We start from the raw sequence: 24,475 nt of genomic DNA on the forward strand, positions 1-24,475 counted from the left end.
TCAATATAAATCTAAATCAAGTTCGTCCTCTTGTTAATGCCTTGACAAAGAATGTCGATTTCATCACAGATGAATATCCAAATGGCCTAGCGATTGATCCTCAGGACTTCATTGAGAAGTTGCAGAAAGCTTCGGGCAATAACAAATTGGTTGACCTTACAGGATTCCCGTTCTTCGATCCAAACAAGCTTTCTGTAATTGACTTGTTCTACGTTGCTGGCTCAATCTATGAAAAGGTGGAAAGCACATCGATTGGAGTCGAGTCATTAAAGAAAAGTATTCCTTTTATTAAATTAGTCAAAAACTTTTCTGAGGCGGTCGAGCAAACAAAAAATCTGGGTGGAGAAACCATAATCCTTTCCAAAGATGGCTTCAGTTTCAATCTTGACAACCCAAGAAAGCCAGATCCTGGTTTGAGTACTGATTTGGAATTAGATATAGCAGAATCGCTTAAAGCATTCACAAGCGTTAAAGATATATCTAACACAAAAACACTTGAAGGGATTGAAGCAAAGATTGAGTTCCCTATTTTGACTAATCTTTCGGCAGCAGCAGCTTTGCTCATGGGAGAAAATGCTGACTTATTTAAGTACGATTTCCCAAAACTCAGCATCAGTTATAAGCTTCTTGACGCGATAAAAGTTCCTATTTATGGCCCCCTTAACTTAGCTTTTGGAGGTGGATTAGATTTAAGTGCTTCTCCAAAATTCGGCTTTGACACAAGAGGGTTTGAGCCGGGTAAAAGTGGAGATCTTTTTGATGCTTTCATACAAAGCTTTTACATCAGCAATCCGGCTACACCTGAAGCAACAGCAACAGGTAGCTTTTATGGAGGACTAGCTATTGGAGCACCTGGCGTTGCGACCTTTGCTGCAATCACTGCCCAAGCTGGTATTAAGCAAACACTGAGGTTGGACTTACTGGATCCGACACCCGAAGATGGCAAAGTGCATCTTGATGAATTTATCGCACCATACTTTGATATTGAACTTGAAAAATTAGAGACTGAATCTAAGATAAGTACGAATCTGGATCTGACAGTTAGTCAAATTCTAGACATTCTTCAAGCGATGACTGCTACTCAGGATATCATTGATGAGGCTTTAGAGAATTATTTACTCAAGGCTGTACAGGATGCTGGTAAAAGAGTTGGAGTTGATATTAATGTCAGTGGTGTGGGGAAAGCACTTAAATTCAGTAGAAAGGTTGAAAATTATGTAACAGAACCAGCAATCAAGGGCGCACAGACGCTTGCAAAATACGATCCCACTGGACTCTCGAAGAAAGCTACTGAGACTGTGACAAGGATTGTAACGAGCTTTGTGGAATATACTCTTGAAGAGCTAAATGGGCTTCTACCTAAAATCCCAATTCCGTTTAACGAAATTTCCTCGTTTTTCTTGTGGCAAAAACAAGATTTTATTGCTGCTGCTGAGGCAACCCGATTAGGTTTAGTCGATACCAGCGATCGAGATCTAGTTATCCCACCAAAACTAGCTTCGCTTGAAGGTGACACCTTGTGGCTCAACATGGGTCCTCGTTGGACTTTAAGACAGACACCAACATTCAAAGTTCAGGACGTTGCGGAAACCTTCTCGGTTCGTCAAAGCCCTTCTTCAACTAATGTTTCAGCTTTTGGATTTACGGTAAATTATCCAAACTCTTATTCTGAAATTCGTGCGGATGGTGGAGAGAAGAACGATCGTATTTTCTTGAATGCTGCTGTTCCAACATTCATCAGTGGCGGTAATGGAGATGATGAAATTAATGGAGGCTCTGTAAAAGATACTCTGTTTGGAGGGGCTGATAATGATAAATTGCGTGGAAACAATGGCGACGATGAACTGTACGGAGATGCTGGAATTGATTACTTGTATGGGGGAGATGGCAACGATAGCTTAACTGGAGGTACTGGTTCTGATTATCTCTTCGGTCAAGATGGCATTGATACGGCCCTATACATTAGCTCAAATGCAGGAGTTACTGTTGATTTAGCATCCGGTCTAGGTTTTGGTGGCGATGCGGAAGGAGACGAACTACAAGAGGTTGAGAACATTATTGGGTCACAGTATAGTGATTTGCTTGCTGGAGATAGTAACAATAATCTCCTTGATGGGCGAGGTGGTGATGACCTTCTAATTGGTGGTTTAGGTGCTGATACATTGATTGGTGGTGCTGACATTGATACAGCTTTTTATCTCAACTCTTTGGAGGGCGTTACGGTCAACCTCTCAACAGGTCGCGGTTTTGGTGGAGAAGCTGAAGGGGACATACTTGAGCAAATTGAGAATGTTGTAGGTTCTGAGTTTGCTGATACGCTCATTGGAGATACTAGTAACAACGCTTTGAGCGGCTTAGGTGGAAATGACCAATTGAGTGGTGGATCTGGTAATGATTTCCTAGATGGTGATAATGACATTGATACTGTCAGTTACGACAACTCTCCCGGTGGTGTCGTAGTTAATATTGACGAAACCAAAGCCTACTACAACTCCGGCAGCAGTTCCCGAGCTACAATCGTCACTACTACCCTCGTTCCTACCGCGCCCGAATCTGGTTTCTCAATCGCCGCAGGGACTGCCCTTGACGGGTTTGGCACTACAGATACCCTGAAAAACCTAGAAAATATTGTCGGCTCCCAGCAAAATGATGTTCTCATTGGCAACGGACTCGACAACCAAATTGAGGGGCTAGGCGGCAACGATTTACTGATTGGTAATGCTGGAAATGACAGCCTTGATGGCGGTGCTGGAATTGATGGAGTTAGCTATCAATTTGATCCAGGCTCAGTCATTGTTAATTTAGCGTTTGAAACAGCCACAGATGGCTTTAGAAATACCGATAAGCTGATCAGCATTGAGAACGTAGTAGGTTCTAACTTCAATGACACAATTACAGGGAGTGGGGTTGCCAACATCATCTTCGCTGGAGCCGGAAATGATGTTGTTGCTGGGTTGAGCGGCGACGATATCCTCTTTGGCGAAGCAGGCAGAGACACACTTCAAGGTGGAATAGATGATGATTTCCTGGTTGGCGGCGCGGATGCCGATATTCTTGATGGCGATTACGGCATCGATACAGCTTCCTACTTCAACTCATCTGCGCGTGTAGCCGTTAGCCTGAAAACCGGAGCAGGACGATTTGGAGATGCAGAAGGCGATCGTCTTGAAGGAATTGAAAATCTAGAAGGTTCAGAGTTTGAGGATCTGCTAACGGGCGATCAAGGTAACAACATCACCAGTGGCTTAGGCGGTAACGACCTAATTTACGGTGAAGCTGGCAACGATTGGCTCGATGGTGGCAATGGCAACGATCGCCTCTACGGTGGAGACGGCAACGACCAAATTTATGGTCAGGCTGATGTAGATCTGCTCAGAGGTGAAATCGGCAATGACAACCTCTACGGTGGAGACGGCAACGACCAGCTTTATGGTGATGAGGGTGACGATACTCTGAACGGAGAAGCTGACAATGACTACCTAGAGGGTGGAATAGGAAAAGACCAGCTACTGGGTGGAGAAGGTAATGACCAGCTTTACGGTCAGGATGGCAGCGATAATCTGAGTGGTGGAATAGGCGACGATCTCCTAGACGGTGGCGCAGAGGCAGATCAGCTAGCTGGAGGAGACGGCGACGATCAACTCTACGGTGGTGCAGGCAACGACACGCTTGAGGGCGGTGCCAACAATGACCTGCTTGAGGGCGGAGACGGCAACGACGCTCTGACGGGTAACGAGGGTAACGATCGCCTCTACGGACAAGTTGGCGAAGATACTCTCAATGGCTCTGATGGCAACGACTTGCTCGATGGTGGCGATGGCAATGACCAACTCTTGGGCGGAGAGGGCAACGATCAGCTTTATGGTCAGCTAGGGCAGGATCTGCTTCAAGGCGAAGCTGGAGACGACTTCCTCTACGGAGGTGACGGAGCCGATACCTTGCTCGGACAGGCAGGCGATGACTACCTGGATGGCGGAGCAGGTAAAGATACGCTGGCAGGAGGTGATGGCAACGATCGCCTCTACGGGCAGCAAGATGATGACTCCCTTGCAGGAAATGCAGGAGATGATTATCTGGATGGCGGCATTGGGGATGATGAGCTTGCAGGAAATGAGGGCAGCGATCGCCTTTACGGTCAAGCTGGCTTTGATGTTCTCGATGGGGGTGCAGGAAGTGACTTCCTCGATGGTGGCGCAGATGACGACTTTTTATACGGCAGGGATGGCAGCGATCGCCTCTATGGAAACACTGGCAATGATTACCTAGATGGCGGTTTGAATGACGATCGACTGGAAGGGGAGGCAGGCGATGATCAGCTCTATGGTCAGCAGGGTCAGGACTACCTGGATGGCGGAGCAGGAGAAGACTTCCTCTTTGGCGGTGATGATGCCGATCGGCTCCTGGGACAAACAGGAAATGACTATTTAGAGGGCGGAACGGATAACGACCAACTCCTCGGAGGCGACGGCAATGACCAACTCTATGGACAGGGTGGCAATGACCAACTCCTTGGTGAAGCTGGAAATGATTATCTGGACGGCGGTTTGGGCAATGACCAGCTCACTTCAGCCGAAGGCAATGACTTCCTCTACGGACAAGAGGGCGATGATACCCTCGATGGTGGAACAGGTAACGATAACCTGTACGGCGGGTCTGGTACCGATCAGTTAATCGGAGGTGAGGGGCGCGACCTGCTTTCGGGTCAAGAAGGCAACGATGTTCTCAATGCAGGCGCGGGAGATGACAACCTAGAGGGTGGGCTAGGCAATGATCAGCTCATCGGTGGATTAGGCAATGACCAGATTTACGGAAATGATGGGAATGACAGTCTGGATGGTGGTGCCGACAACGACTATCTGGATGGTGGATCAGGCGATGACCAAATCACAGGGGGAGACAACGATGATCAACTCTTGGGTCAAGCAGGTAGCGATCGCTTAGAGGGTGGTGATGGCAACGACGCTCTCAAAGGCGGCGAGGGTGCGGATATTCTCCTAGGAGAATTTGGAGATGACAGCCTCTCTGGCGATGCGGGTGATGATCAACTCTTCGGCGGTGAGGGCAATGATCTCCTCTTCGGCGGCGCTGGCAATGACTCTCTCTACGCTGGGACAGGTGACAACTTGCTAGAAGGGGGCATTGGTCAAGATAAGCTGTATGGCGGGATTGGTCGCAATCAGTTTGTTCTTGCAGAGGATGCTGGAAGCGACCTAATCTTTGACTTTGCAGTGGGTCGAGACTACCTGGGCTTAAAGGGTGGTTTGACGTTTGAAAAAGTCACGATTGCTCAAGGAGTTTCAGTGAACGTCAACGACACCTTGATTACCTCTAAAGTAAATGGTGAACTTTTGGCTTCTTTAGTTGGAATACAGGCGAATACCCTCTCCCGGTGGGATTTCACTTCTATCTAAATAAAGTCTGAGGTGTGGTTAGCCTTGACAAGTGGATCTCTTCACTGATTAGGGCTAACCAAATTCTGTATTGTTGTGTCGAGGTACACAAATGTTGTGTTTGAGATCTCGAATACCGTGTTGAGGTAGTCAAATACTGCGTCTAAAATCCCAAACTTCATGTTGAAGTGCCCAAAAGACAATATGCTCTTAGCTCTCTGTTCAGGGAACTTGATCAGGATCAATGCCCTGCGATCGCAAGTATTCCGCCAGTCGTTCAGTTCTTTGACGCTCTTGCTCTAGCTGCTCCTCCAAGTGAGCTACCTGCTGGGCGATCTCGCTGTAGCTCAGGAATGGCTTGCCATCCGGACGATAGAGTTTGAAGGATGTCTCGCAATCAAATCGAACTCCCAGTCGCGGACTGACCCAATGGGCGATCGGCTCAATCACATCTAGAAAACCATCCGATCGCAGCCAGCCGCTTAGGGCATTTGTTTCTGGATCGTACAGATAATATTCTTCAACCCCGTAGGTATGGTAGAACAGCAGCTTACGGTTCATTTCTGCTTTGGTGTTGCTGGGCGATAAGATCTCAAACACTACTTGAGGGGCAATATTATTCTCTTCCCACTGCTTGTAAGAGCCGCGTTTTCCTTTGGGTCGATCGAATGCTATTAACACATCTGGAGCCGTGCAAATCTCTCGGTTGCCCTGCACGGGGTACCAAAGCAAGTCTCCCGCAACAAATACGGTACTGTCAGTAAAGATCCACTCTAGATTCTGCTGAATCACGACAATCCACCGAAACTGCTCCGTGTTATCTGCCATCGGCTGACCGTCGCTGTCGGGGTAGAAAACATCTGCGGTTTGCAATTGGGAGACCATCTTGTTGTTCCGCTGACAATAGGGAATGTTTTTAAGCTAGCATATTAGCCAAGCTTAAGTCGCAGTAATTGCTCCCAACTCCCTCAGCGTCTCCTGCTGTGCCTCTGTCAATCCTGAGAGTCGAGTGACATTCATGCCTTCGTAGGGACGGGGTGCTCTCAGCGTTTGCAGACAGACTCCGGTTTCAGGATGCCAAATCTTGATGGTGCCGTCTAAGCTACTACTGATGATGCGAGGAACGCCTTCGACAGCAAGCGATTGCCACAGAACAGAAAGTATGCCGCTTGTATGTCCTCGAAACGTTTGGAGGCATTCTCCTGTATTAGAATTCCAGATCTTTAGAGTGTGATCAAAACTGCCGCTGACCAATGTTTTCGAGTTGGGGCTGAAGCTCACCGTCGTGACCGCTCCTTGATGTCCAGTTAAGGTGTTGAGACATTCCCCTGTTTGAATATTCCATAGCTTAATTGATTGGTCGTGACCACAGCTCGCAAGCGTCTGTCCATCACCACTAAATACTACTTGCCAGATGCGATCGCGATGCCCCTCCAATACACGCAAACAAATCCCAGTCTCTACATTCCACACTCGAATTCTTTGATCGAAACTGCTGCTAATCAGATATTTACCATCTGGGCTGAAATGAACGCATAATCCTGCGCTATTGTGTTCTGAGAAAGTTTTTACACAAATCCCAGTTCGGGTATCCCATATTTTAATTGTTTTATCATAGCTTCCAGTCGCAAAATATTGACCTTGCGGATGAAAATCCACTGACCACACCCAGTTTTTATGTCCCGAACAAGTGATGCACTGTTCAGTATCCCAGTTCCATAATTTGACTGTGAGATCGGCGCTGGCGCTGGCTAGCAGTGTACCATCCGGAGAAAAATTAACTGCCCAGATTAGATCACTATGGGCTTGCAATGTTTTGAGCACTTGCCCTGTTTTCAGATCCCACAATTTGATTGTTTTATCTTCGTGGGCGCTAGCTAGTATCTGCCCGCTTAAATTAAGTGCAATAGACTTGATGGCATCGGTATATCCTTGGAAGGTTTTTAGGCATTGCCCAGTGTTCCAATCCCATAGCTTAACGGTATGATCGTCTGCACCACTAGCTACCAGCTTTCCGTCCGGACTAAAAGCAACGCCGTTAATTTTTTCGTTGTGTCCCTGCAATGTTCTCCAGCATTGCCCCATATCGATATTCCAAATCTTTACAGTTTGATCAAAACTACTGCTGGCTAAATAGCGATCGTCTGGACTAAAGATAATTTCGCTGATGCCATTTGTATGTCCGGTCAGGATATGTAGACATCGATTGCACTGAAGATCCCAGACTTGAATTTCTGGAGCCAGAGTAGGGCTGGATTGTAGTTGCACTGAAGCAGTCAGGCTAGTGCTGACTAACTGTTGACCGTTGGCACTAAAGGCAACCAAGCGAACGGTGAGATTGTGTGTCTGCAAGACTTTTTCAGATTCTCCAGTTCGGACATTCCATAGGTTAACTGTTTGGGTTTGAGTGCTGTTAGCAAAGGTTTTGCCGTCCGGGCTAAACGCAGTCGATCGCGCCAGATGCGGATATCCTTGCAAAGCAGAAACTTGGGATTCAGGGCGCTCGGTATTCCATAGCTGAATCGCCGCATTTTTGTCATCGTTAATAATGCTGCGTTCGTCTGGGCTAAAAGTAACTGCATTGATCAAATTTGCAGGACCTCGTAGTGTTTGCAAACAGTCTCCAGTAGAAACTTCCCACAGCTTCACCACAAAGTCATCGCTGGCACTTGCCAGCGTGATGCCATTGGGGCTAAAAACAAATGAAAACACCCAGCTATGATGACCGCTTAAAGTCAGCAGTTTCTGGTTGCTGTGGATGTTCCAGACATGAATTTCAGCACGGGTATCGCTAGCTGCAAGCATTTGTCCATTAGGGCTAAATGCAACGGAAACAATGCCTCCCAAAGTTTCGGCAAAGGTAGACTGATGCAGGGTGGCATCTGCAAAGTTGGTGCGATGGAGGGTTGTTTCAGTGAGGTAGGCTTGAGCGATCGCCAGTTCAGAAAAATCGCGATCGCTCAAGTCAGACTCTAAGACATTGAGTAAGTTAATGACATTCCCTGCTGCATATCCTGTGTAAGACAGGAGCTTTCCTCGCAATGTATTCACTAGCTGAGTCAGCAAAAATTCTACAGTCTCTTTCCCGTTTAGCTCAGCCAGTAATCTTTGGGCTAGGGGCTGTAAAATTAGGCGAACCTGCGTTTCCCGAATGTAATCTTGAACTTGCGTTTTCAGCAGCGCATGACTTCTAAATAAATTTAGCGTTTGCGATATAATTTCCTGGTAGCAGCAGTCAATTAGCTTTTGCGTCATATATTCCATGACCACAGGCTGCTGCGTAAATCCTGCTTTGCTGACCTCAATCAGCGATCGCCCCTGCAAGGATTCCATCGCCTCAATCATCTGCCGTTGGGCGATCGGGAGGATACAATTTGCGGACAACTCTGCAAAAGTGACCCATTCTCGCTCAATTGCCAACCAATACATAATTTGCTGTTCGAGGGGAGAGAGGCGATCGAACTGTTGACTCAGCAGATCCCAGATGCCTCCATAGGCGGCAATTTGCTGCTGCAAGAATTGGCTAATGCTGCCGCTAAAAGTAGAGCAAATGGTCGCGGCAGCAATCTTGAGCGCTAAGGGGTTGCCGCCGTAGGTTTGAATGAGCTGCTGAGATGACTGTTCGGTATCAACCAAGCCTTTTGCCGCCAGAAGCTGCCTTGCCTCGGCAGAAGGTAGTCCGTTGAGAGAAAGCGATCGCACTGTGCTGCCAATCTGAACTGCCAGACTTCTAGGCTGCTCTCGACTGGTCAACACCACACTGCTTTGATGCCGCCCATCCGCGATTTTGCTAAAAAGCTCTTCGTAAGCTTCGTAGCCTTCCCGGTATTGTCCAGCGTTGCCCTGTAGGATAGATTCCCCATTGTCTAGCACCAGCAGGCAGCGCTTCTGGCGGAGAAGCGTTATGAGCTGTGCGAACTGTGCTTCTAGCTGGTTAGGCAGTACTGCCTGCTGCTGAGCAAGACTCAAGATTAAGTCACTCAGCAGCATCTGGAGGGGAGGTGCATTTCGCAGACTGCGCCAAATCAAAACCTCGAAGCGATCGCCAATCCGCTCCGCCAGCTTTACAGACAAAGCCGTTTTTCCGGCACCACCCATGCCCAGCATCAAAACCAAGCGGCACTGATCTTGAACTACCCATTGTTCTAACTGTGCCAGTTCTTCTGTACGTCCGTAAAAAGTGGAGCAGTCAGGCGCTTCCCCCCAATCCTGGTAGCACTCAGTTACTTTCTTTTCAGAAGAAAGACTCTCGTTCAATTGAGGAGGTTCTTCCGCAACAGAAGCAGCGATTTCCTGCCAGTCTAGCCCTAGCTTTAGACAAATCTCTTCAAAAATGGCGCGATCGACAGGTTTTCCGTTAAAAAAGTTGCTGACAGTCGATAAGGCTGTTTCTATGTCTTCTGATAGTGCTCTTTGGCTAACAAACCCTCTTTGCTTAAGTGCTAACTTAACTGTTCCAATGCAGTCCTGTCTAACTTTTAGCGATCGCGCCATTTTCACTCAAGATTTTGGTCAGATTATACACAAAATTAAGTGAATGTTCTGGCTGGATCAGTTCTTATTGTCAGATTAGATGACGGTGCCTGTCGTAAAACTGTCGTTAGTTAGACTAGAGTTTCGAGTGTTAGTTAGGGTTGCCAGGATGTTCCCATCGAGCCTGACGATCGCATCTCGACCCTGCTGGCTGATCCTAAGATCGGCTACGCCAATGCTTGTAGGTAGCGAAAGCTGATCCCTGGCTACTTGGAAGTCTGTGATCGTTACTCTTCCCCCAATTTGCAAAACGAAAATGTCTCGGTTGTTTCCTCCAGACAAAATATCATTGCCTGAGCTTGCAATTAGAACATCATCTCCGTTTCCACCCTCTAGCCTGTCATTGCCGCGGTTGCCACAGAGCTGATCATTGCCGCCGCCGCCCAGTAGCTGATCTTGACCAACGCCCCCCTGAACAAGGTCATTTCCGCCACCCCCGATCAGGATATCGTTGCCCTGATTGCCCTTGAGCGTATCGTTGCCCTGGAATCCCCTCAGAACATCGTTAGCCCGTTTTCCGTTTAGGCGATCGCTGCCGCTATTTCCCCTAATCTGGAGCGGAGCCTGTCCAGTGATACTAAATTGAGTATTGGAACCATTGAGCGTATTGATGCCAGAGATATCGTCTGATCTAGAGCCAGTGAATCCTGTGTTGCTAAAGTTTGCCCTGCTAGGACTTGATCCAACAAACCCTGTGCTACCAAAGCCTATTCCGCCCGGTCTACTATTTGAGAAGGATAAACTGCTGGAGCTGAATTGACTTGAACTATTGGTACCAAAGGCATTAAAGCTACTCGTGAGGAATGCATTGTTGGCGTTACTGGAACTATTAAAGTTGGGCTGGGCTAAGCCACTATTCAAACTGCCGACTGATGTTGAGCCAGTATTGCTGCCATTGTTGTCATCCACGCTGTAAATGGTGTACCGACTCGTATTGCTCAGGCTTGAGCCGTTGATTAGTCCAGAGGTACTGCTGGAAGAGCTATTTCCCAGAGTACTAAAAGGGGTACTAAATCTATCGTCTGCGTTACCACTATTCAAGATACTTGATGAACTATTTCCTAACAAGCTACTAGAACCTGATGAGTTATCGGAATTGTCATCGAGAATACTAGAAGGGATAAGCGTCTGGGTAGTTAAAGAAGTGACTGTAGCCATACAGCAGTTATCCTATCGTTTAACCGTATGCTATCGATAAAGTAGCAAGGGCACCTTCCATCTTTAGTCACATATCCCTTGTCTCAGTTTGGACATATTGACGATCGATATAGCTGCGATCGCGCCATTCACTAATCTTTCAGAGCTTTAGAGGATGTTTGAAAAGTGGTCGGCTATGATTTTAAGCACCTATAAATTCTCCTTGCCCCCCTTAAAAAGAGGGAAATGAATTCAAAGTCCCCCTTTTTTCTAGCGCAGCGGCGCGATAGCGCGGGAATTTAGCGGGATCTGAAACGTTTCGCTACCAATAGTTGGACTTTTCAAACCTCCTCTTAATAAGAAATTGCCCGATGCTCAACAGGCATCGGGCAATTTCTTACTCTAGTCATCTATTATGAGACAAATAATTTTGAGCCTATAAGTCTAAGCCTCTTGCCAAAGCTGACGAACGGTACCCGGAAGAAATTCTGCGATTTCCTGAATGCGATCGGACGATAGCTCATCTTTGGTTGCTGAGAAAACTGCCTTGACGACCTGCTCAGGTTGAGATGTAGAGGGCAAGGATGCTTCCTGCTTGACCCGAAACAGAAAAGTGGTATCGCGGATATTCAATGTTGGACGAACGCGGCTAAGAAAATGAACGATCGGATTGGTGTCTTGCCAGAGATCTGTTACTTCTGTTGCAAGCGGCGTGGCTGTGTAGAGGGTTTTATCTTTGTTATCTTCCATGATCGGCGCGTGCAGGTCTTCAGCCACATGATCAACTGCTTCATTCGTCATCATGTCCCGCATCGTGCGGAAGACGACTTCTGTAATGTCTCTAGCATCGTAGAGATCTGCCAGCCCAGCTTGAACCATTACCTTTTCTAGAAATGAGTTATGTTCATCAGCTGTAACCGTTCGTGAGTTTCCAACTTCAGTTGAATCAACCTCTGGGACAGCGTTGTCGTAAATTTCGTCAGGCATGTATTCTTTCCTATATTTTTCATATGAGCCATAGTTTTCTCTAGATCCTTGCTCTCAAACTTGATAAGTTGAAAATATCTAGGTAACTACGGGCTGTCAATAACCTCGCATGAATTGGAAAAGTCTAGCACTAGCCTGAAGAGTGAAATTGAGTCCATCAAAAGTTAGAGATAGGTTTTGGGGAGATACATTTGCGAATATAGCGATCGATGCAGGTGGTCAGACTAAACCTCATTCGAAATAAAGCTCGGTGGTTCTTCGCTACAGACGATCGCTAGCTTTGAGCTTCCCGTTTTGCATCCCCCAGGCGATCGCTCGAAAACGTCATGGGAATATCCTCTGGAATTAGCGTTGTCAGCAGCTCGTCGGTAAAGTCAGACAGGACGGCAAGGCGATTGGCTTGCCGCTCTACACTCTTTTCAAATAGGTTGCGCACGAGGCGGGCATTGCCGAAGTTTTTATCTCGGTTGGCATAGAGCGTCTCTAGGAGCTGACGCAATCTATCTTGTGCTTCAAGGGTCAAGTTAAAGTGGCTTTTGCGTGCCATGCTTTCAAAAATAGCGACCAATTCGCTTGGCTCATAGTCGTTAAAATAAAAGTAGCGATTGAAACGCGACTTTAAGCCAGGATTGGACTCAATAAAGTTACCCATTTCATCGGTGTATCCGGCAACAATGACGACTAAGCGATCGCGATAATCTTCCATGCGTTTGAGCAGTATATCGATCGCCTCTTGTCCAAAATCACGTCCACCCTCTGCTGGAACTAAGGCATAAGCTTCATCAATAAACAGTACGCCATCCAGCGCTGAAGTCACTAGCTCATCGACTTTTTTCGCTGTCTGCCCAATGTAGCCCGCTACCATGCCAGAGCGATCGGTTTCCACCAGATGACCTTTAGACAAAAAGCCCAAGCCCTCAAAAATCCGGCTCGTTAACCTTGCTACCGTCGTTTTTCCGGTACCGGGAGGACCTCCAAAAACCGAGTGCAGAGAAACAGGCGTTTTGGCTAAGCCGCGATCGACTCGAATCTTTTGCACCTTCAGCAAGTTTGCTAGCGTCGTTACTTCTTCCTTAATATTTTCTAGCCCCACCAATTCATGCAGCTCCGCCAACGCCTTCTCCAAGATTTGCGCGAGTTCCTCTGGCGTTTTAACATCGGTTGGGGGAGTAGGGGCTTCAGCAGGTTTTGGCTCAGTGGGCAATCGATCGCTAGAAGGCTGGCTGATAGTGCCCGCAGGCGTGGCAAATCCTTCTTGATAGCGACTCAGCTTCCTATAGTCGTGCAAAAGTTGCCAGATCTGAGACAACGCATCCATCTCCTGCATGGAAATATTGCCGTCTGCTTTGACGATCACTTGAGCGAATCTATAGGTAGCATTAACAGCGTCGTTTAGGTAACTTGTGTGTTTCTCCTGATCGTACTGGCTCAGAACTGAAGGCAGCATCAATCTCTCGTCCTGAGATTCTCCGCCTGTCATTTCTAGGAGAATTTGCAGTGTTTGCTTTTGGTATTTCAGCCGAGTCTCTTCTGAAAACTCCCAGTTGTTCAGCGCCACCGTCAGCTTTTCAGAATCCTTTTTGATTAGAGCATAGATGACCAGATAGGCAAGCAGCTCGTTGGCGGTAAGTTCGCGATCGCTGCGTCCGCAGATCCGGACAATTTTTGCCAAATCCATCAGAATTAGGTCGGCAAACTTGGGATCAAGTTCCACCAGAGGAGCCAAAGACTTATACAGTGCATTGGCTTCCTGTTTGACCAGTCGAGAGTTGACAAGCTGCTGAAAATCCACGGGTGCGTCCTAGTTGGAGTGGGTTAAGTAGAGTCGATCGCCGATGCTATTTTACTCGGTTAGAGTCCCTGAGAGACTTTTGTGGGTTATTTTGTGGGTTATTAATGTCAGGTTCACCTAACCGTAATAGAAATTCAGGATTAACCTAACCCCACCCTTTTCCTTTACTCTTCGATTAGAAATTTTTGATCTACTGAGCCTACCTGCATTTCAGCGATCGCACGACGTAAATACTCTTGATGATCGTCGCCCCACTGCCCCAGTGCTGTCACAATCGGCAGTACTGTGCATCCTAAATCGGTTAACGAGTACTCAGCTTTGGGCGGTAACTCTGGGTAGATTTTTTTTGAAATGATTCCGTGAGCTTCGAGTTGATTCAGTTGCACATTCAAAACTCTGCGTGTCGCTCCTGGAATCTTCCTTTGGAGTTCACCAGGGCGTTTTATGCCCTGCGAAATAAAGTAGATCAGGTGGATTTTCCATTTGCCGAATAAAGCTTCCCTCGCTAAATCAAGCCCGCAATCCAGCTCTATCGGAATCTTCCTTTTGTACATAAGCCCTTTGAAATAGAAAAAATTAATTGGAACAGCTCACTCAGTAGGGATAAATTTATCCCCTTTAGACTTAATTTTCCGGATTGTACGCTGGCTTCCCTTTGTGGACAATAAATGGAGAAAGGACTCATACCACCGCTTCTGATAACAATTTAAAAACTATGAATGCTCTCACAATCGACCCTATTCATTCTAATGAATTCTCCAGCAAGAGAGTGTTGGTGACAGGTGGAACAAAAGGCATTGGGGAAGCGATTGCCAAGCGATTGAGAAAAGTAGGCGCAACCGTGTTGACAACGGCTCGTACCGTTCCCAGCGACCTCCAATCGAGTGAATGGTTTATTCAGTCTGATATTTCCACACGGGATGGTGTGGAGAAAATTGTAAAGGAAGTATCCCACCGTGTTGGCGCTATCGATATCCTCATTAACAATGCTGGCGGCTCATCTGCCCCCAGTGGAGGTGTGCTTGCCCTCAATGACGATGAATGGCAGCAAGCATTTAACCAGAACTTATTTGCTGCTGTTCGACTAGATCGGGCGTTTTTGCCCAAGATGCTGGAACAGCAGTCGGGTGTCATCATCCACATTTCGTCAATCCAGCGAACTCTGCCGCTGTATGATTCAACCCTAGCCTATGCTGCCGCGAAGGCTGCACTCACGAACTACAGTAAGGGACTTTCAAACGAAGTTGCTTCCAAAGGAGTACGGGTCATTGCTGTTGCTCCGGGTTTCATCGAGACTGAGTCAGCGAAGAGGCTAATTGAGGAATTAGCGGCAAGTGCGGGAACAGCCCTTGATGTGGCTCGACAGGGTTTGATGGATTTACTAGGGGGTATTCCAATGGAACGAACTGGTCGTCCAGAAGAGGTCGCGGAACTTGTTGCTTTCCTAGCGTCTGACCGCGCCTCGTACATCACAGGGACTGAATATGTCATTGATGGGGGGACGATTCCGACCATCTGATACCCACACCTAGTGCGATCGCCCATGTAGGCTAGGTTGATGCAAGGAAACCCAACCTTTCTAAACGTTTGACGATTCGGATCCAATATCTTTCCTAAACACAAGCCTATCTTCCATTCCCCAGCCTTAATTGTCGTAGGGTGCGTCATCGCTCGGTGTGAGGCACCAAGCCCAGACCCTGTGGCGCATTGAGCTTTGCCACAACATACCGCCAGCGATCGCCAGTTGGCAACCCTAATTTTGTAGCTCCTGTAATGTCATCAGCTCTTCCCCAGCAACTGTTATCTCTTATAAATTGCTGCTACTCTTACTATCTGGAAGTACTTCTGGTCAAGAGGTTCTGTCCAATTTTGAACGTCCGCAGATAAGCTTTCGGCTGCGTCCCAGCTAAAGACTAGCGGCATAACGTCGAAGTTGTGCGGCAGCAAGTAATCTAGAACTCCCACCGACAATCCCCGTTCCGTCCGCACCAACGCAGTGTTGGGCTGCTGGGGCTACATGGACTGATGAGACACCTCCTTGATACTGGGCTAAACTGAAGAAAAAATGTGCCAGATTTAATCTTGTTATGAGCTATCGAAATATTATTACGATTGAACCAGGAAAACGGGGTGGAAAGCCTTGTATTAGGCGAATGCGGATTACCGTGTATGACGTGCTTGGCTGGCTGGCAGCAGGAATGTCTCATGTAGAAATTTTAGATGATTTTCCAGAGTTGACAGAAGAAGATATTAGAGCCTGCTTGGAATTTGCTGCTGATAGAGAACGCCGCCTGATCGCTGTGGTAGGTGGTATTTGAAACTGCTGTTTGATCAAAACCTGAGCCGGAAACTAATAACTCGGCTTTCAGATATTTTCCCAAACTCCAGTCATGTTCAGTTCCATGCTTTGACTGAATCGGAGGACAGTGAGATTTGGGAGTTTGCAAAGACTCAAGATTTTTGTATTGTGACGCAAGATGCTGACTTTGCTGAACGGAGTCGCCTTTATGGATCACCTCCAAAAGTGATTTGGTTACGCTGTGGCAATGCACCAACAAGTAGCATTGAAGCAATTTTTCGGTCTGGCGTTGAAACAATTCAAGAATTTATGAGCAATGATTCGTTAGATTGTCTTGAATTGTACTGATCAATTATGACGACTGAACGAAATAACCTCAAAATACTGTCTCATAGATAGCCTTGCTGTAATTCAGCCCTGGGTGTTCACAGATGGGCTTTCGGCTACTGCCCCCACCAAGATATGGAGCAGACCAACGATCTTCATCAGCGGCAACCTACATCTTTGCATCTACACCAACAATCATTACTCGTCCGTTGTATGGCGCTTGTTATTTTGTATCTGAACATTGTGCAGGATCTCTAGCTGAAATTACTAAAGGGCTTGAATTAGCACTAACCCACCACTCATTTCCATAGTAATCAAAGTGATGATGGTGGCCAGACACAGTGTCATCAAACTCAAACCAAGTTGCAAAGATTTTTAACTTCTCTGACTCCCCTTCGATCTGCAAAGAATTTTCAGATACCCAAACCCTGATGAAACCATCACGTTTGTAGATATGTAAGGAACTTAAGCAGACGTTGTAAGGGGATGGTTCAACCATTACAGCCTCAATAGCGCAAAATTGCTGATTCTTATTCTGCACAAGATTGAGGATTGATTGCTGAACATTTCGCAGATCTTTAGGCAAACCTGAAAGCTCAATTTCTCCCCCATGAGGACTATTGCTGAAACGAATCTCAATCATGCTTCAGACTCAATTGGCTCTTGTTTAACTGCATCTTCTTACTGATAGCCTCATACTACCCCAACCTTGAAAACTAATAGATGAGCTTTTGACTACTCCCCCACCAAAGATTGAGCGGCATAACGGCGACATTCACCGGCTGCCAGCAACCTCTCAATCCTAACCGAGCGCTTTCAACAGTCCGGTGCAATGAAGGGTTAGCGTTCCTACATCTATAAATGCCTTTTCATTACCAAAGGAACACAGCAATAATAATGTTACTAGAACCGGAATATAGACAAGCAGCCGCAAATGTAGCTACAGCAACAAGATAAGGCAACCATTGTAGATTGCGGCTAAGGGTGCGTTGAAGAATGTACAGAGAGCCAAATAAAAGCACAAAGAAAACTAAAATACCAAGCATAGTTGCTATAAAAGCATTTTCATACATTGGTACTCCCACATCAGAATAATTTCTGCCATACAAAGCATGACGAGTCAATATACAAGCTAGTCCTGATGCAAAAACAGCAGCAACTGATAAACCGGTGGATAAGAAGTGCCTAAGAGCGAAGGAAATGTATCTCCACATCAAACTTATTTCATCTATGCTAGTGGAACCACTGTCTTGCCAATTATCACCTGAAGCATCAATTCCAAAAATGAGGTTTATACCAGTATCTCCACCGATAACTTGGAGGGCTAACTATTGGTAGGCTGAAAGGCTCTGCCTAAGATCCCAGAGAAGGTAGATGTACCGAAAGTTTCCGTATAACACCCCAATTTGGGTAGATAGGCAGAATCTTTCCGTATAGTACGCCGATTTAGCGAGATAGGCAGAATCTTTCCAACTATTTTCAGAATGCTTCCCTATGTGTTACTGGGCATCACTCCAACAAAAACCACCCGATCGCCCCTTCCTCCCCAACATCAAAAAATCCTGACAAACGCCGTAAAAATCTCTCAGTACGCTTGCATTGATCGCGCTTTTATTTTATGCTTTCCCGCACTGGTGCAACTGCCAGCGGACAAGCTTAAGGTCTGGACGCGGAAGAGAGGGCGTGTAGGAAGCTCCCCCTCAACCGCTAACCGATTCTCTGGGTAAGCAGAGGCACGGCTGAAGTTGATCTTAAATCATCGAATGCTTCGCTAATGTAAAACGAGTGGTTGGTGAACCACGCCTTAAGCTTTTCTTCCCTACAAAACAACTCATTAGCGAGGCAATAAATCATGACCACAGAGTTCAATGAACTGCTGACACATCCTGCCGATCGCCCGCAGGTGTGGATCATTGGTACGCGCGATCAGGTGAATCACTTGATCAACGAGTGCTACGTCAAGGGATTGACGGATGACCGGGCAAAGTTCATGCCGATTATTCCGTCCCCATTTGCTAGCGGTAAATATATGACGGTGTTGGTGCGCTAGTCAGTATTAGGAGAGGGGGCGATCGCTCCTTCTCCTCCAACTTCACAACGATCGAGCCTTACATTGCTATTGCATCAGGTCGCAATCTTATTGCAGAGGATCGCAATGGCATTGCAGCGTCTTACATTGGCATTGCATTAAGTCACAATCCTATTGCAGAGGGTCGCAATGGCATTGCATCGACTTACATTGCTATTGCAGCGAGTCACATTGTTATTGCATTAGGTCACATTGCTATTGCAGCCGCCGCTGTTGCTTGTGTAATCACCCAACGAGCGATCGCATTCACAGGCGCTCACAAAAGATCCTCTAACCGCCGCTGACTTTTGCCTTGTAGCCCATCTGCACCAGGATCTGCACCAACTTTTGACCATGATCGCCCTGAATTTCAATCTCATTGTCTTTCAGCGCGCCACCTGCCCCACACTGCGCCTTGAGCTGTTTGAGTAAGTCTGCTAACGTTTCGGGTTTTGCCTGAAAACCCGTAATCACCGTCACGGTTTTGCCTTTGCGTCCCTTGCGCGAAGCCTGCACCCGCAGATTCTGCTGATTGGGCGGCAATTCTTGAATCGATCGCTCTAATGCATCGGCATTGGTGGCAGCACTGCCAAATTCAGAATAGACGACGCGATCGGTTGCTTTAGAATTCGAGTTGCGATTGGAGCTATTGTTGCGGTTAGAAGTAGCCATAGGGTGACAAGAGGGGCGCTATTGATGCCTTTCAATCATGAAGTATGCCTTGCGGAGAGGAAGCTTTTGAGTCTTTAGGCTTTCTAAGTCTTTATAATGGATGCTATTCCATTATCCCATCTGCGTTGCTGTGACCCTCACCCCCATCTCCCTCACTTCCTCATTCGATCGAGCCGCTCAACGCCCCGATGCGCTCGGTCGCTTTGGCAAATTTGGCGGCAAGTATGTCCCTGAAACCCTGATGCCTGCTTTGAGCGAATTGGAAGCCGCTTTCTACCAATATCGCAACGATCCAGACTTTCAACAAGAGCTGCAAGGCTTGCTCAAAGACTATGTGGGCAGAGCTACGCCGCTTTATTTTGCCGAGCGCTTGACTCAGCACTTTGCTCGTCCCGACGGCACAGGCGCACAGATTTATCTCAAGCGCGAAGATCTCAACCACACCGGAGCGCACAAAATCAACAATGCTCTGGGGCAGGTTTTGCTGGCAAAACGCATGGGCAAACAGCGAATTATTGCAGAAACGGGTGCAGGGCAGCATGGGGTGGCAACCGCAACGGTTTGCGCAAGATTTGGGCTAGACTGCATCATCTACATGGGCGTACATGACATGGAGCGTCAGGCGCTCAACGTGTTTCGGATGCGGCTAATGGGAGCTGAGGTGCGCCCCGTCTCTGCCGGAACAGGCACCCTCAAAGATGCCACCTCAGAAGCCATTCGAGATTGGGTAACTAACGTGGAGACAACCCACTACATTCTCGGTTCCGTCGCAGGCCCCCACCCCTACCCGATGATCGTGCGAGACTTTCAGGCGGTGATTGGGCAAGAAACGCGATCGCAGTGCCAAGAAAAATGGGGCGGCTTACCCGATATTTTGCTCGCCTGCGTCGGCGGCGGCTCCAACGCCATGGGGCTATTCCACGAATTTATTAACGAACCCAGCGTCCGGCTAATCGGCGTTGAGGCGGCGGGTGAAGGCGAAGATACCGACAAACATGCCGCCACCCTGACAAGAGGACGGGTCGGCGTTTTGCATGGCGCAATGAGCTATCTGCTGCAAGACGAAGACGGACAGGTGATCGAACCCTACTCGATTAGCGCCGGACTAGACTACCCCGGCGTAGGGCCAGAACACAGCTTCTTGAAGGATTCCGGTCGCGCCGAATACTATAGCATCACCGATCGCCTTGCCCTAGAAGGACTACAGCAGCTTTCCCGCCTAGAGGGCATCATTCCGGCATTAGAAACCGCTCATGCGATCGCCTATCTAGAAGTTCTCTGTCCTCAGCTTGAGGGCAGCCCTCGCATCGTGATCAACTGCTCCGGGCGAGGCGACAAAGATGTGCAGACCGTGATCAAATCGCTCGGTATGGAATCTTGAGAGGGCATGGAATCTTGAGGCTGTTTCTCAAGACTCAGTAGATCGCAAAGCTCATACTTGATCCCTCAACCTCCTTAAAAAGAGGGCTTCAGAGATCAAAAGGCGCTGCTGATTTCACGCGTAATTTTTTGGGGAAAGGGACGCTCTGCATTCCTTTCCCCAAAAAATTCATACCCAGGTTAAGGCAATGCCGAGCGAGGTACACACGACTTTGGGCAATCTTGACTAAGCTGTAGGGGATCGATCGCTAGGTCAACCCTACAGCGCGTCAAGTTTAGATAAGGGAGTTGCTTTTATGAAAATAGGTTATTGGCTAGCAGCATCGACTTCAGCGCTTTTGCTGAGCTGCTCCGTGCAAACGGTATCCAGCGAAGGAGTTGCAGAAGAGCCGATCGTCAGCCCAGCAGTTGAACAACCAGCAGCCGAACAACCAGCAGCCAACCCACCAGCAGCCAACCCACCAGCAGCCGACCCAGACCTAGTGGCACAAAATTCTGGCAACTCAACGACGGCGCTAGAGAGTTCTATCTTGCAGCAGGTCAACCAGTATCGTAAGAAAAAAGGACTGTCTCAGCTCAGCTCCAACGCCACCATTACGCAGCAATCGCGTCAGCACAGCCAAAGCATGGCAACCAGCCGCAACCTCAGCCATGACGGTTTCGAGAATCGAGTTTCGACGATCGGCAAATCTATTTCCTATCGCAGCGCAGCCGAAAATGTCGCCTATAACATGGGGTATAGTACCCCTGCCCGTCAGGCGGTAGAAGGTTGGCTCAAGAGTCCTGGACATCTCAAAAACATCGAAGGCGACTACAATTTAACGGGTATTGGCGTAGTTAAAAATGCTCAAGGAGAATATTATTTCACCCAAATTTTTATCAAGCGCTGACGAATTCTTGAGAACGGGGAGACAGTATTGAAAGATTTTCAGGTGTGCGATCGCGATCTCTCCCAGGAGATTCTAGAAGAATATTTGCAGACAGAGGCGATCGCCGTAGACACAGAAACGATGGGGTTGCTGCCCCAGCGCGATCGCCTCTGCTTAGTGCAGCTTTGCGACCCTCGCGGCAGAGTCACCGTTGTGCGAATTGTTCAACGGCAATCGGAAGCACCTCTGCTCCGGCAGCTTCTAGAGGCAAATATGCCCAAGGTTTTTCATTTCGCCCGCTTTGATCTGGCAACTCTTCAGCACCATTTGAATATTCGGGTTCAGCCTGTCTTCTGTACAAAGATCGCTAGCAAGCTCGCCCGCACCTACAGCCCTAAGCACGGACTCAAAGATTTAGTGCAGGAGCTAGAGCAGGTAGAGCTAGACAAGAGCGCCCAAAGTTCTGATTGGGGTAACGCATCGAATTTGTCTGACGAACAGCTTCACTATGCGGCAAATGACGTGCGATATTTACTCAGCGCTCGGCTAAAGCTGATTGATATGCTGAAACGCGAAGAACGATGGGATTTGGCGCAACAGTGCTTTGCCTGTCTGCCTACTTTAGTGGCGCTCGATCTAATGCAATACCAAAATGTATTTGAGCATTAGGTAACGCGATGTGCGACTTGATTTAAAAGCTTTGTGGGGCAGGCAAGATACCTGCCCCACGTAGATCAAGAGCTTTATACCGATTTAAACAAATTTGTGAGCACATCGAACCTCAGAAGGGGCTTGGCAGTGCCAAGCCCTTACCGGATCTGTCGTGGTTCCAATTCAAATTGGTATTAGAAAAAGAGTTGCCCATCGCGTTAAGTATTTAAACATTAAAACAGGCTGCACTAATAGCGTTTTTTCAAGGATTAAATCATTGAAAAAATTGCCTAATGCAGCCTGACTAAGAAACTCAATCCAAACGATTAGCTGGCGATCGCAGCTTTAATAGGAATAACGGTCAAAGATGGTGTTTGGGACATCTGCTTAAAGCCATTCAATCCAATCACGGTATATCCCTGAGCATCGTGATTGTGCAACGTATCGCCGACTGAATAGACCTTATCGCTATTCATGGTGCCCAAGGGTCTTTGGCGTGTATCAACTAATAGGTACTGCATAAAAACTCCTCAAATATGTTCGGTTTACAAGCCAAAAAACGGAACCGCGCGATCGCCCCGACCGCCAGAATATAGCGGTCAACTCAGCTAGATGAACTCCGCCAAAAGCTTCTGGCTCTGCTAAAGATGGCTACCAGCAAGTAGAGATATTTCTCCACTGCTAGAGCAATCCTGTAGGGGCTTTGGCCAGGAATTTTGACGTAGGCGATCGCATTGTTTGTTATCAAACCAGTGCCATCAAACAGCCGCTTTCTTGTTGCATTTAACTATCAACTCGAAAGCTCAGAACCTCTTGAATATCGAGCTTACAGCTATTCGATTCAAGATGTTGCTGGCTTAGAAAAGCAAGTAGCTGTAGAAATTAACCAGTGAGTAACTGATAGAAAACAACAGCTTTAGAGTTCTTTGACTTTACCTATTTGAAGCAGCCCAGCTTATATTTTTCTAAATGATCTGGGAGTTCAGGCAGGCAAAGATTCAGACTCCAGTCGATCGATGAAAGAGCTTTGAAGCACCATCGAACTGACCGCTTATCCATTCCCCATCCTTATAACACGTCTTTTTTGAAATTGACAGAAGTTAAGAAGATTAAATTAGCTGCTTATTTTCTTAATAATTGATTCGCTAACTTCTTAGTGATATGTCCGTACTAAACGGAGTTCCGAGAATCTGCTTAAACGCCCAAACAGCTTTGCTGTGGCTCATCTGTTAGTACAAGCTGTTAGTACAGTTAGTACAAAAAACACCTATTGATTTGTAAAAACTAATGGTGTAGCATCAAATCCCAACGTGCATTTGATAGGGCATATATAAAACTTTAGTTACATAAAAATCAAGCTGTGAAATTGTAATGAGTGTTGCGAACGGTTATAAAAAATCTAAAAATCAGGAGTCAGAATTCTGACTCCTGACTCTAATAAAATCATGCCAGATCAAACAGCAAGACTTCGGCATCCGCATGAGCCTGGACTTCCAGAAGCGTTTCACGGCTGACAGCAGCACCATCACCTGCCTGCATAGACACATCGTTCAGGCTAATTTTGCCCTGAGTCACCTGAATCCAAGCATGACGATCGGGCTGTAGGGTGAGCGATCGCGTCTCTCCCGATGCCAACCGAGTTGCGTACAGATTCATATCCTGATGAACGGTCAGCGTTTCCTCACCGCCCTGACGACTCGCCAAAAGCCGCCACTGCCCTTGCAGATCGCTAGGTTCCACACTGGCTTCTTCATAGCTAGGGGCTAGTCCTTCAGCTTCCGGCAAAATCCAGATTTGTAGAAAATGAACCGGGTCACTGGCAGACGCATTAAATTCGCTATGGGTGACACCCGTGCCAGCTGTCATGCGCTGAAGTTCATGGGTATGAATAGTGGAAGTGTTACCCATGCTGTCTTTGTGGCTGAGTTCTCCCGACAAAACATAGGTGAGAATTTCCATATCGCGATGAGGATGCGTCCCAAATCCCTTGCTGGGCTGAACACGATCTTCATTAATCACCCGTAGGGCACGAAACCCCATGTGGCTAGGGTCGTAGTAGTTGCCGAAGGAAAAAGAGTGATGGCTATCGAGCCAGCCAAAATTGGCATGACCTCTTTCATCTGCGGGGCGAAGTGTAATCATGATGAACCTCCTGGCTGACTATCAAAAAAAGTTAATCTCGTACGTCGATATATAGAGTTTAGAATAGATATACGCGAACTGAGAAGTATGCACTTTTTGGTAAGGTACTATCTAAAAAGATACTGTCAACAAACATCCTTTACAGCGCTTTGCGCTTGGTTAAGTGTGGGTTATTTTTTAGAAGCCGCGCGGAGTGCGGTTTCTAAAAAATAACTGTGGTTTATGCGA

The 24,475-nt window shown here is 47.3% G+C and carries 20 protein-coding genes; 8 read left to right on the forward strand and 12 right to left on the reverse strand.

The window, feature by feature from the left end:
• Window positions 1-226: 226 nt before the first annotated feature.
• Entirely contained in the window at window positions 227-565 is a 339-nt protein-coding gene (locus AC5JMP_RS21150) for a hypothetical protein (RefSeq protein ID WP_495853472.1), read from the reverse strand.
• A gap of 757 nt (window positions 566-1,322) precedes the next feature.
• Here AC5JMP_RS21150 and AC5JMP_RS21155 point away from each other — a divergent pair.
• Window positions 1,323-5,411: a hypothetical protein gene (locus tag AC5JMP_RS21155; RefSeq protein WP_495853473.1), complete on the forward strand. Its 4,089-nt coding sequence runs from the start codon at window positions 1,323-1,325 to the stop codon at window positions 5,409-5,411.
• 201 nt (window positions 5,412-5,612) lie between these two features.
• Here the strand turns inward: AC5JMP_RS21155 and AC5JMP_RS21160 are convergent, their stop codons facing one another.
• From AC5JMP_RS21160 to AC5JMP_RS21185, 6 genes are all read right to left on the reverse strand, one after another.
• A complete protein-coding gene (locus AC5JMP_RS21160; protein ID WP_495853474.1) occupies window positions 5,613-6,275 on the reverse strand; it encodes a Uma2 family endonuclease in 663 nt (220 codons plus the stop codon).
• Between the two features lie 54 nt (window positions 6,276-6,329).
• Window positions 6,330-9,884, reverse strand: a complete 3,555-nt coding sequence (locus AC5JMP_RS21165) for a WD40 domain-containing protein (protein WP_495853475.1) — start codon at window positions 9,882-9,884, stop codon at window positions 6,330-6,332.
• Between the two features lie 75 nt (window positions 9,885-9,959).
• Window positions 9,960-10,964: a calcium-binding protein gene (locus AC5JMP_RS21170; RefSeq protein ID WP_495853476.1), complete on the reverse strand. Its 1,005-nt coding sequence runs from the start codon at window positions 10,962-10,964 to the stop codon at window positions 9,960-9,962.
• Between the two features lie 540 nt (window positions 10,965-11,504).
• On the reverse strand, window positions 11,505-12,047 hold the full coding sequence (locus AC5JMP_RS21175; RefSeq protein ID WP_495853477.1) for a DUF2267 domain-containing protein: 543 nt from the start codon (window positions 12,045-12,047) through the stop codon (window positions 11,505-11,507).
• Window positions 12,048-12,321: 274 nt separating this feature from the next.
• The gene (locus AC5JMP_RS21180) at window positions 12,322-13,839 is read right to left on the reverse strand and encodes an AAA family ATPase (protein ID WP_495853478.1); all 1,518 of its coding nucleotides are present in this window, start codon (window positions 13,837-13,839) and stop codon (window positions 12,322-12,324) included.
• A 164-nt stretch (window positions 13,840-14,003) separates the two neighbouring features.
• Window positions 14,004-14,393 carry a winged helix-turn-helix transcriptional regulator gene (locus AC5JMP_RS21185; protein ID WP_495853479.1) on the reverse strand — a complete coding sequence of 130 codons (390 nt, stop codon included), beginning with the start codon at window positions 14,391-14,393 and terminating at the stop codon, window positions 14,004-14,006.
• A gap of 161 nt (window positions 14,394-14,554) precedes the next feature.
• Between AC5JMP_RS21185 and AC5JMP_RS21190 the strand changes: the two genes are divergently transcribed.
• From AC5JMP_RS21190 to AC5JMP_RS21200, 3 genes are all read left to right on the forward strand, one after another.
• Window positions 14,555-15,358: an SDR family oxidoreductase gene (locus AC5JMP_RS21190; protein ID WP_495853480.1), complete on the forward strand. Its 804-nt coding sequence runs from the start codon at window positions 14,555-14,557 to the stop codon at window positions 15,356-15,358.
• 568 nt (window positions 15,359-15,926) lie between these two features.
• On the forward strand, window positions 15,927-16,157 hold the full coding sequence (locus tag AC5JMP_RS21195) for a DUF433 domain-containing protein (protein ID WP_495853481.1): 231 nt from the start codon (window positions 15,927-15,929) through the stop codon (window positions 16,155-16,157).
• The gene (locus AC5JMP_RS21200) at window positions 16,154-16,486 is read left to right on the forward strand and encodes a DUF5615 family PIN-like protein (RefSeq protein ID WP_495853482.1); all 333 of its coding nucleotides are present in this window, start codon (window positions 16,154-16,156) and stop codon (window positions 16,484-16,486) included. Before AC5JMP_RS21195 ends, AC5JMP_RS21200 begins: the two co-directional genes overlap by 4 nt.
• Before the next feature lie 202 nt (window positions 16,487-16,688).
• On the opposite strand, the gene AC5JMP_RS21205 is transcribed toward AC5JMP_RS21200, so the two are convergent.
• Both AC5JMP_RS21205 and AC5JMP_RS21210 read right to left on the reverse strand, forming a co-directional pair.
• A complete protein-coding gene (locus tag AC5JMP_RS21205; RefSeq protein WP_495853483.1) occupies window positions 16,689-17,108 on the reverse strand; it encodes a hypothetical protein in 420 nt (139 codons plus the stop codon).
• Window positions 17,109-17,337: 229 nt separating this feature from the next.
• The gene (locus AC5JMP_RS21210; RefSeq protein WP_495853484.1) at window positions 17,338-17,679 is read right to left on the reverse strand and encodes a hypothetical protein; all 342 of its coding nucleotides are present in this window, start codon (window positions 17,677-17,679) and stop codon (window positions 17,338-17,340) included.
• 638 nt (window positions 17,680-18,317) lie between these two features.
• Between AC5JMP_RS21210 and AC5JMP_RS21215 the strand changes: the two genes are divergently transcribed.
• Window positions 18,318-18,515, forward strand: coding sequence for a hypothetical protein (locus AC5JMP_RS21215; RefSeq protein WP_495853485.1), 198 nt, complete (start codon window positions 18,318-18,320; stop codon window positions 18,513-18,515).
• 309 nt (window positions 18,516-18,824) lie between these two features.
• Here AC5JMP_RS21215 and AC5JMP_RS21220 read toward each other — a convergent pair whose 3' ends face one another.
• The gene (locus AC5JMP_RS21220) at window positions 18,825-19,205 is read right to left on the reverse strand and encodes a translation initiation factor (RefSeq protein ID WP_495853486.1); all 381 of its coding nucleotides are present in this window, start codon (window positions 19,203-19,205) and stop codon (window positions 18,825-18,827) included.
• A 130-nt stretch (window positions 19,206-19,335) separates the two neighbouring features.
• Here AC5JMP_RS21220 and trpB point away from each other — a divergent pair, with 130 nt between their 5' ends.
• The 3 genes from trpB (at window position 19,336) to AC5JMP_RS21235 (ending at window position 22,123) form a co-directional block, all read left to right on the forward strand.
• Window positions 19,336-20,586, forward strand: coding sequence for a tryptophan synthase subunit beta (gene trpB, locus AC5JMP_RS21225; RefSeq protein ID WP_495853487.1), 1,251 nt, complete (start codon window positions 19,336-19,338; stop codon window positions 20,584-20,586).
• Between the two features lie 295 nt (window positions 20,587-20,881).
• Window positions 20,882-21,475, forward strand: coding sequence for a CAP domain-containing protein (locus AC5JMP_RS21230; protein WP_495853488.1), 594 nt, complete (start codon window positions 20,882-20,884; stop codon window positions 21,473-21,475).
• 27 nt (window positions 21,476-21,502) lie between these two features.
• Window positions 21,503-22,123 (forward strand): ribonuclease D, encoded by a 621-nt coding sequence (locus tag AC5JMP_RS21235; protein WP_495853489.1) that lies wholly within the window; start codon window positions 21,503-21,505, stop codon window positions 22,121-22,123.
• A gap of 308 nt (window positions 22,124-22,431) precedes the next feature.
• On the opposite strand, the gene AC5JMP_RS21240 is transcribed toward AC5JMP_RS21235, so the two are convergent.
• Together AC5JMP_RS21240 and AC5JMP_RS21245 are read right to left on the reverse strand one after the other, a co-directional pair.
• Window positions 22,432-22,626 carry a hypothetical protein gene (locus AC5JMP_RS21240; RefSeq protein ID WP_495853490.1) on the reverse strand — a complete coding sequence of 65 codons (195 nt, stop codon included), beginning with the start codon at window positions 22,624-22,626 and terminating at the stop codon, window positions 22,432-22,434.
• A 922-nt stretch (window positions 22,627-23,548) separates the two neighbouring features.
• Window positions 23,549-24,247 carry a pirin family protein gene (locus AC5JMP_RS21245; protein WP_495853491.1) on the reverse strand — a complete coding sequence of 233 codons (699 nt, stop codon included), beginning with the start codon at window positions 24,245-24,247 and terminating at the stop codon, window positions 23,549-23,551.
• Window positions 24,248-24,475: the final 228 nt, after the last annotated feature.

The sequence above is a fragment of the Drouetiella sp. genome, from assembly GCF_059504425.1.

Coding starts and splice junctions, on each gene's coding strand:
- AC5JMP_RS21150 (WP_495853472.1), bottom strand. CDS start 565: ATGAGCAAAGCTGCTGCTGCCGAAAGATTAGTCAAAATAGGGAACTCA.
- AC5JMP_RS21160 (WP_495853474.1), bottom strand. CDS start 6,275: ATGGTCTCCCAATTGCAAACCGCAGATGTTTTCTACCCCGACAGCGAC.
- AC5JMP_RS21165 (WP_495853475.1), bottom strand. CDS start 9,884: ATGGCGCGATCGCTAAAAGTTAGACAGGACTGCATTGGAACAGTTAAG.
- AC5JMP_RS21175 (WP_495853477.1), bottom strand. CDS start 12,047: ATGCCTGACGAAATTTACGACAACGCTGTCCCAGAGGTTGATTCAACT.
- AC5JMP_RS21185 (WP_495853479.1), bottom strand. CDS start 14,393: ATGTACAAAAGGAAGATTCCGATAGAGCTGGATTGCGGGCTTGATTTA.
- AC5JMP_RS21190 (WP_495853480.1), top strand. CDS start 14,555: ATGAATGCTCTCACAATCGACCCTATTCATTCTAATGAATTCTCCAGC.
- AC5JMP_RS21195 (WP_495853481.1), top strand. CDS start 15,927: ATGAGCTATCGAAATATTATTACGATTGAACCAGGAAAACGGGGTGGA.
- AC5JMP_RS21205 (WP_495853483.1), bottom strand. CDS start 17,108: ATGATTGAGATTCGTTTCAGCAATAGTCCTCATGGGGGAGAAATTGAG.
- AC5JMP_RS21210 (WP_495853484.1), bottom strand. CDS start 17,679: ATGTGGAGATACATTTCCTTCGCTCTTAGGCACTTCTTATCCACCGGT.
- AC5JMP_RS21215 (WP_495853485.1), top strand. CDS start 18,318: ATGACCACAGAGTTCAATGAACTGCTGACACATCCTGCCGATCGCCCG.
- AC5JMP_RS21220 (WP_495853486.1), bottom strand. CDS start 19,205: ATGGCTACTTCTAACCGCAACAATAGCTCCAATCGCAACTCGAATTCT.
- AC5JMP_RS21230 (WP_495853488.1), top strand. CDS start 20,882: ATGAAAATAGGTTATTGGCTAGCAGCATCGACTTCAGCGCTTTTGCTG.
- AC5JMP_RS21240 (WP_495853490.1), bottom strand. CDS start 22,626: ATGCAGTACCTATTAGTTGATACACGCCAAAGACCCTTGGGCACCATG.
- AC5JMP_RS21245 (WP_495853491.1), bottom strand. CDS start 24,247: ATGATTACACTTCGCCCCGCAGATGAAAGAGGTCATGCCAATTTTGGC.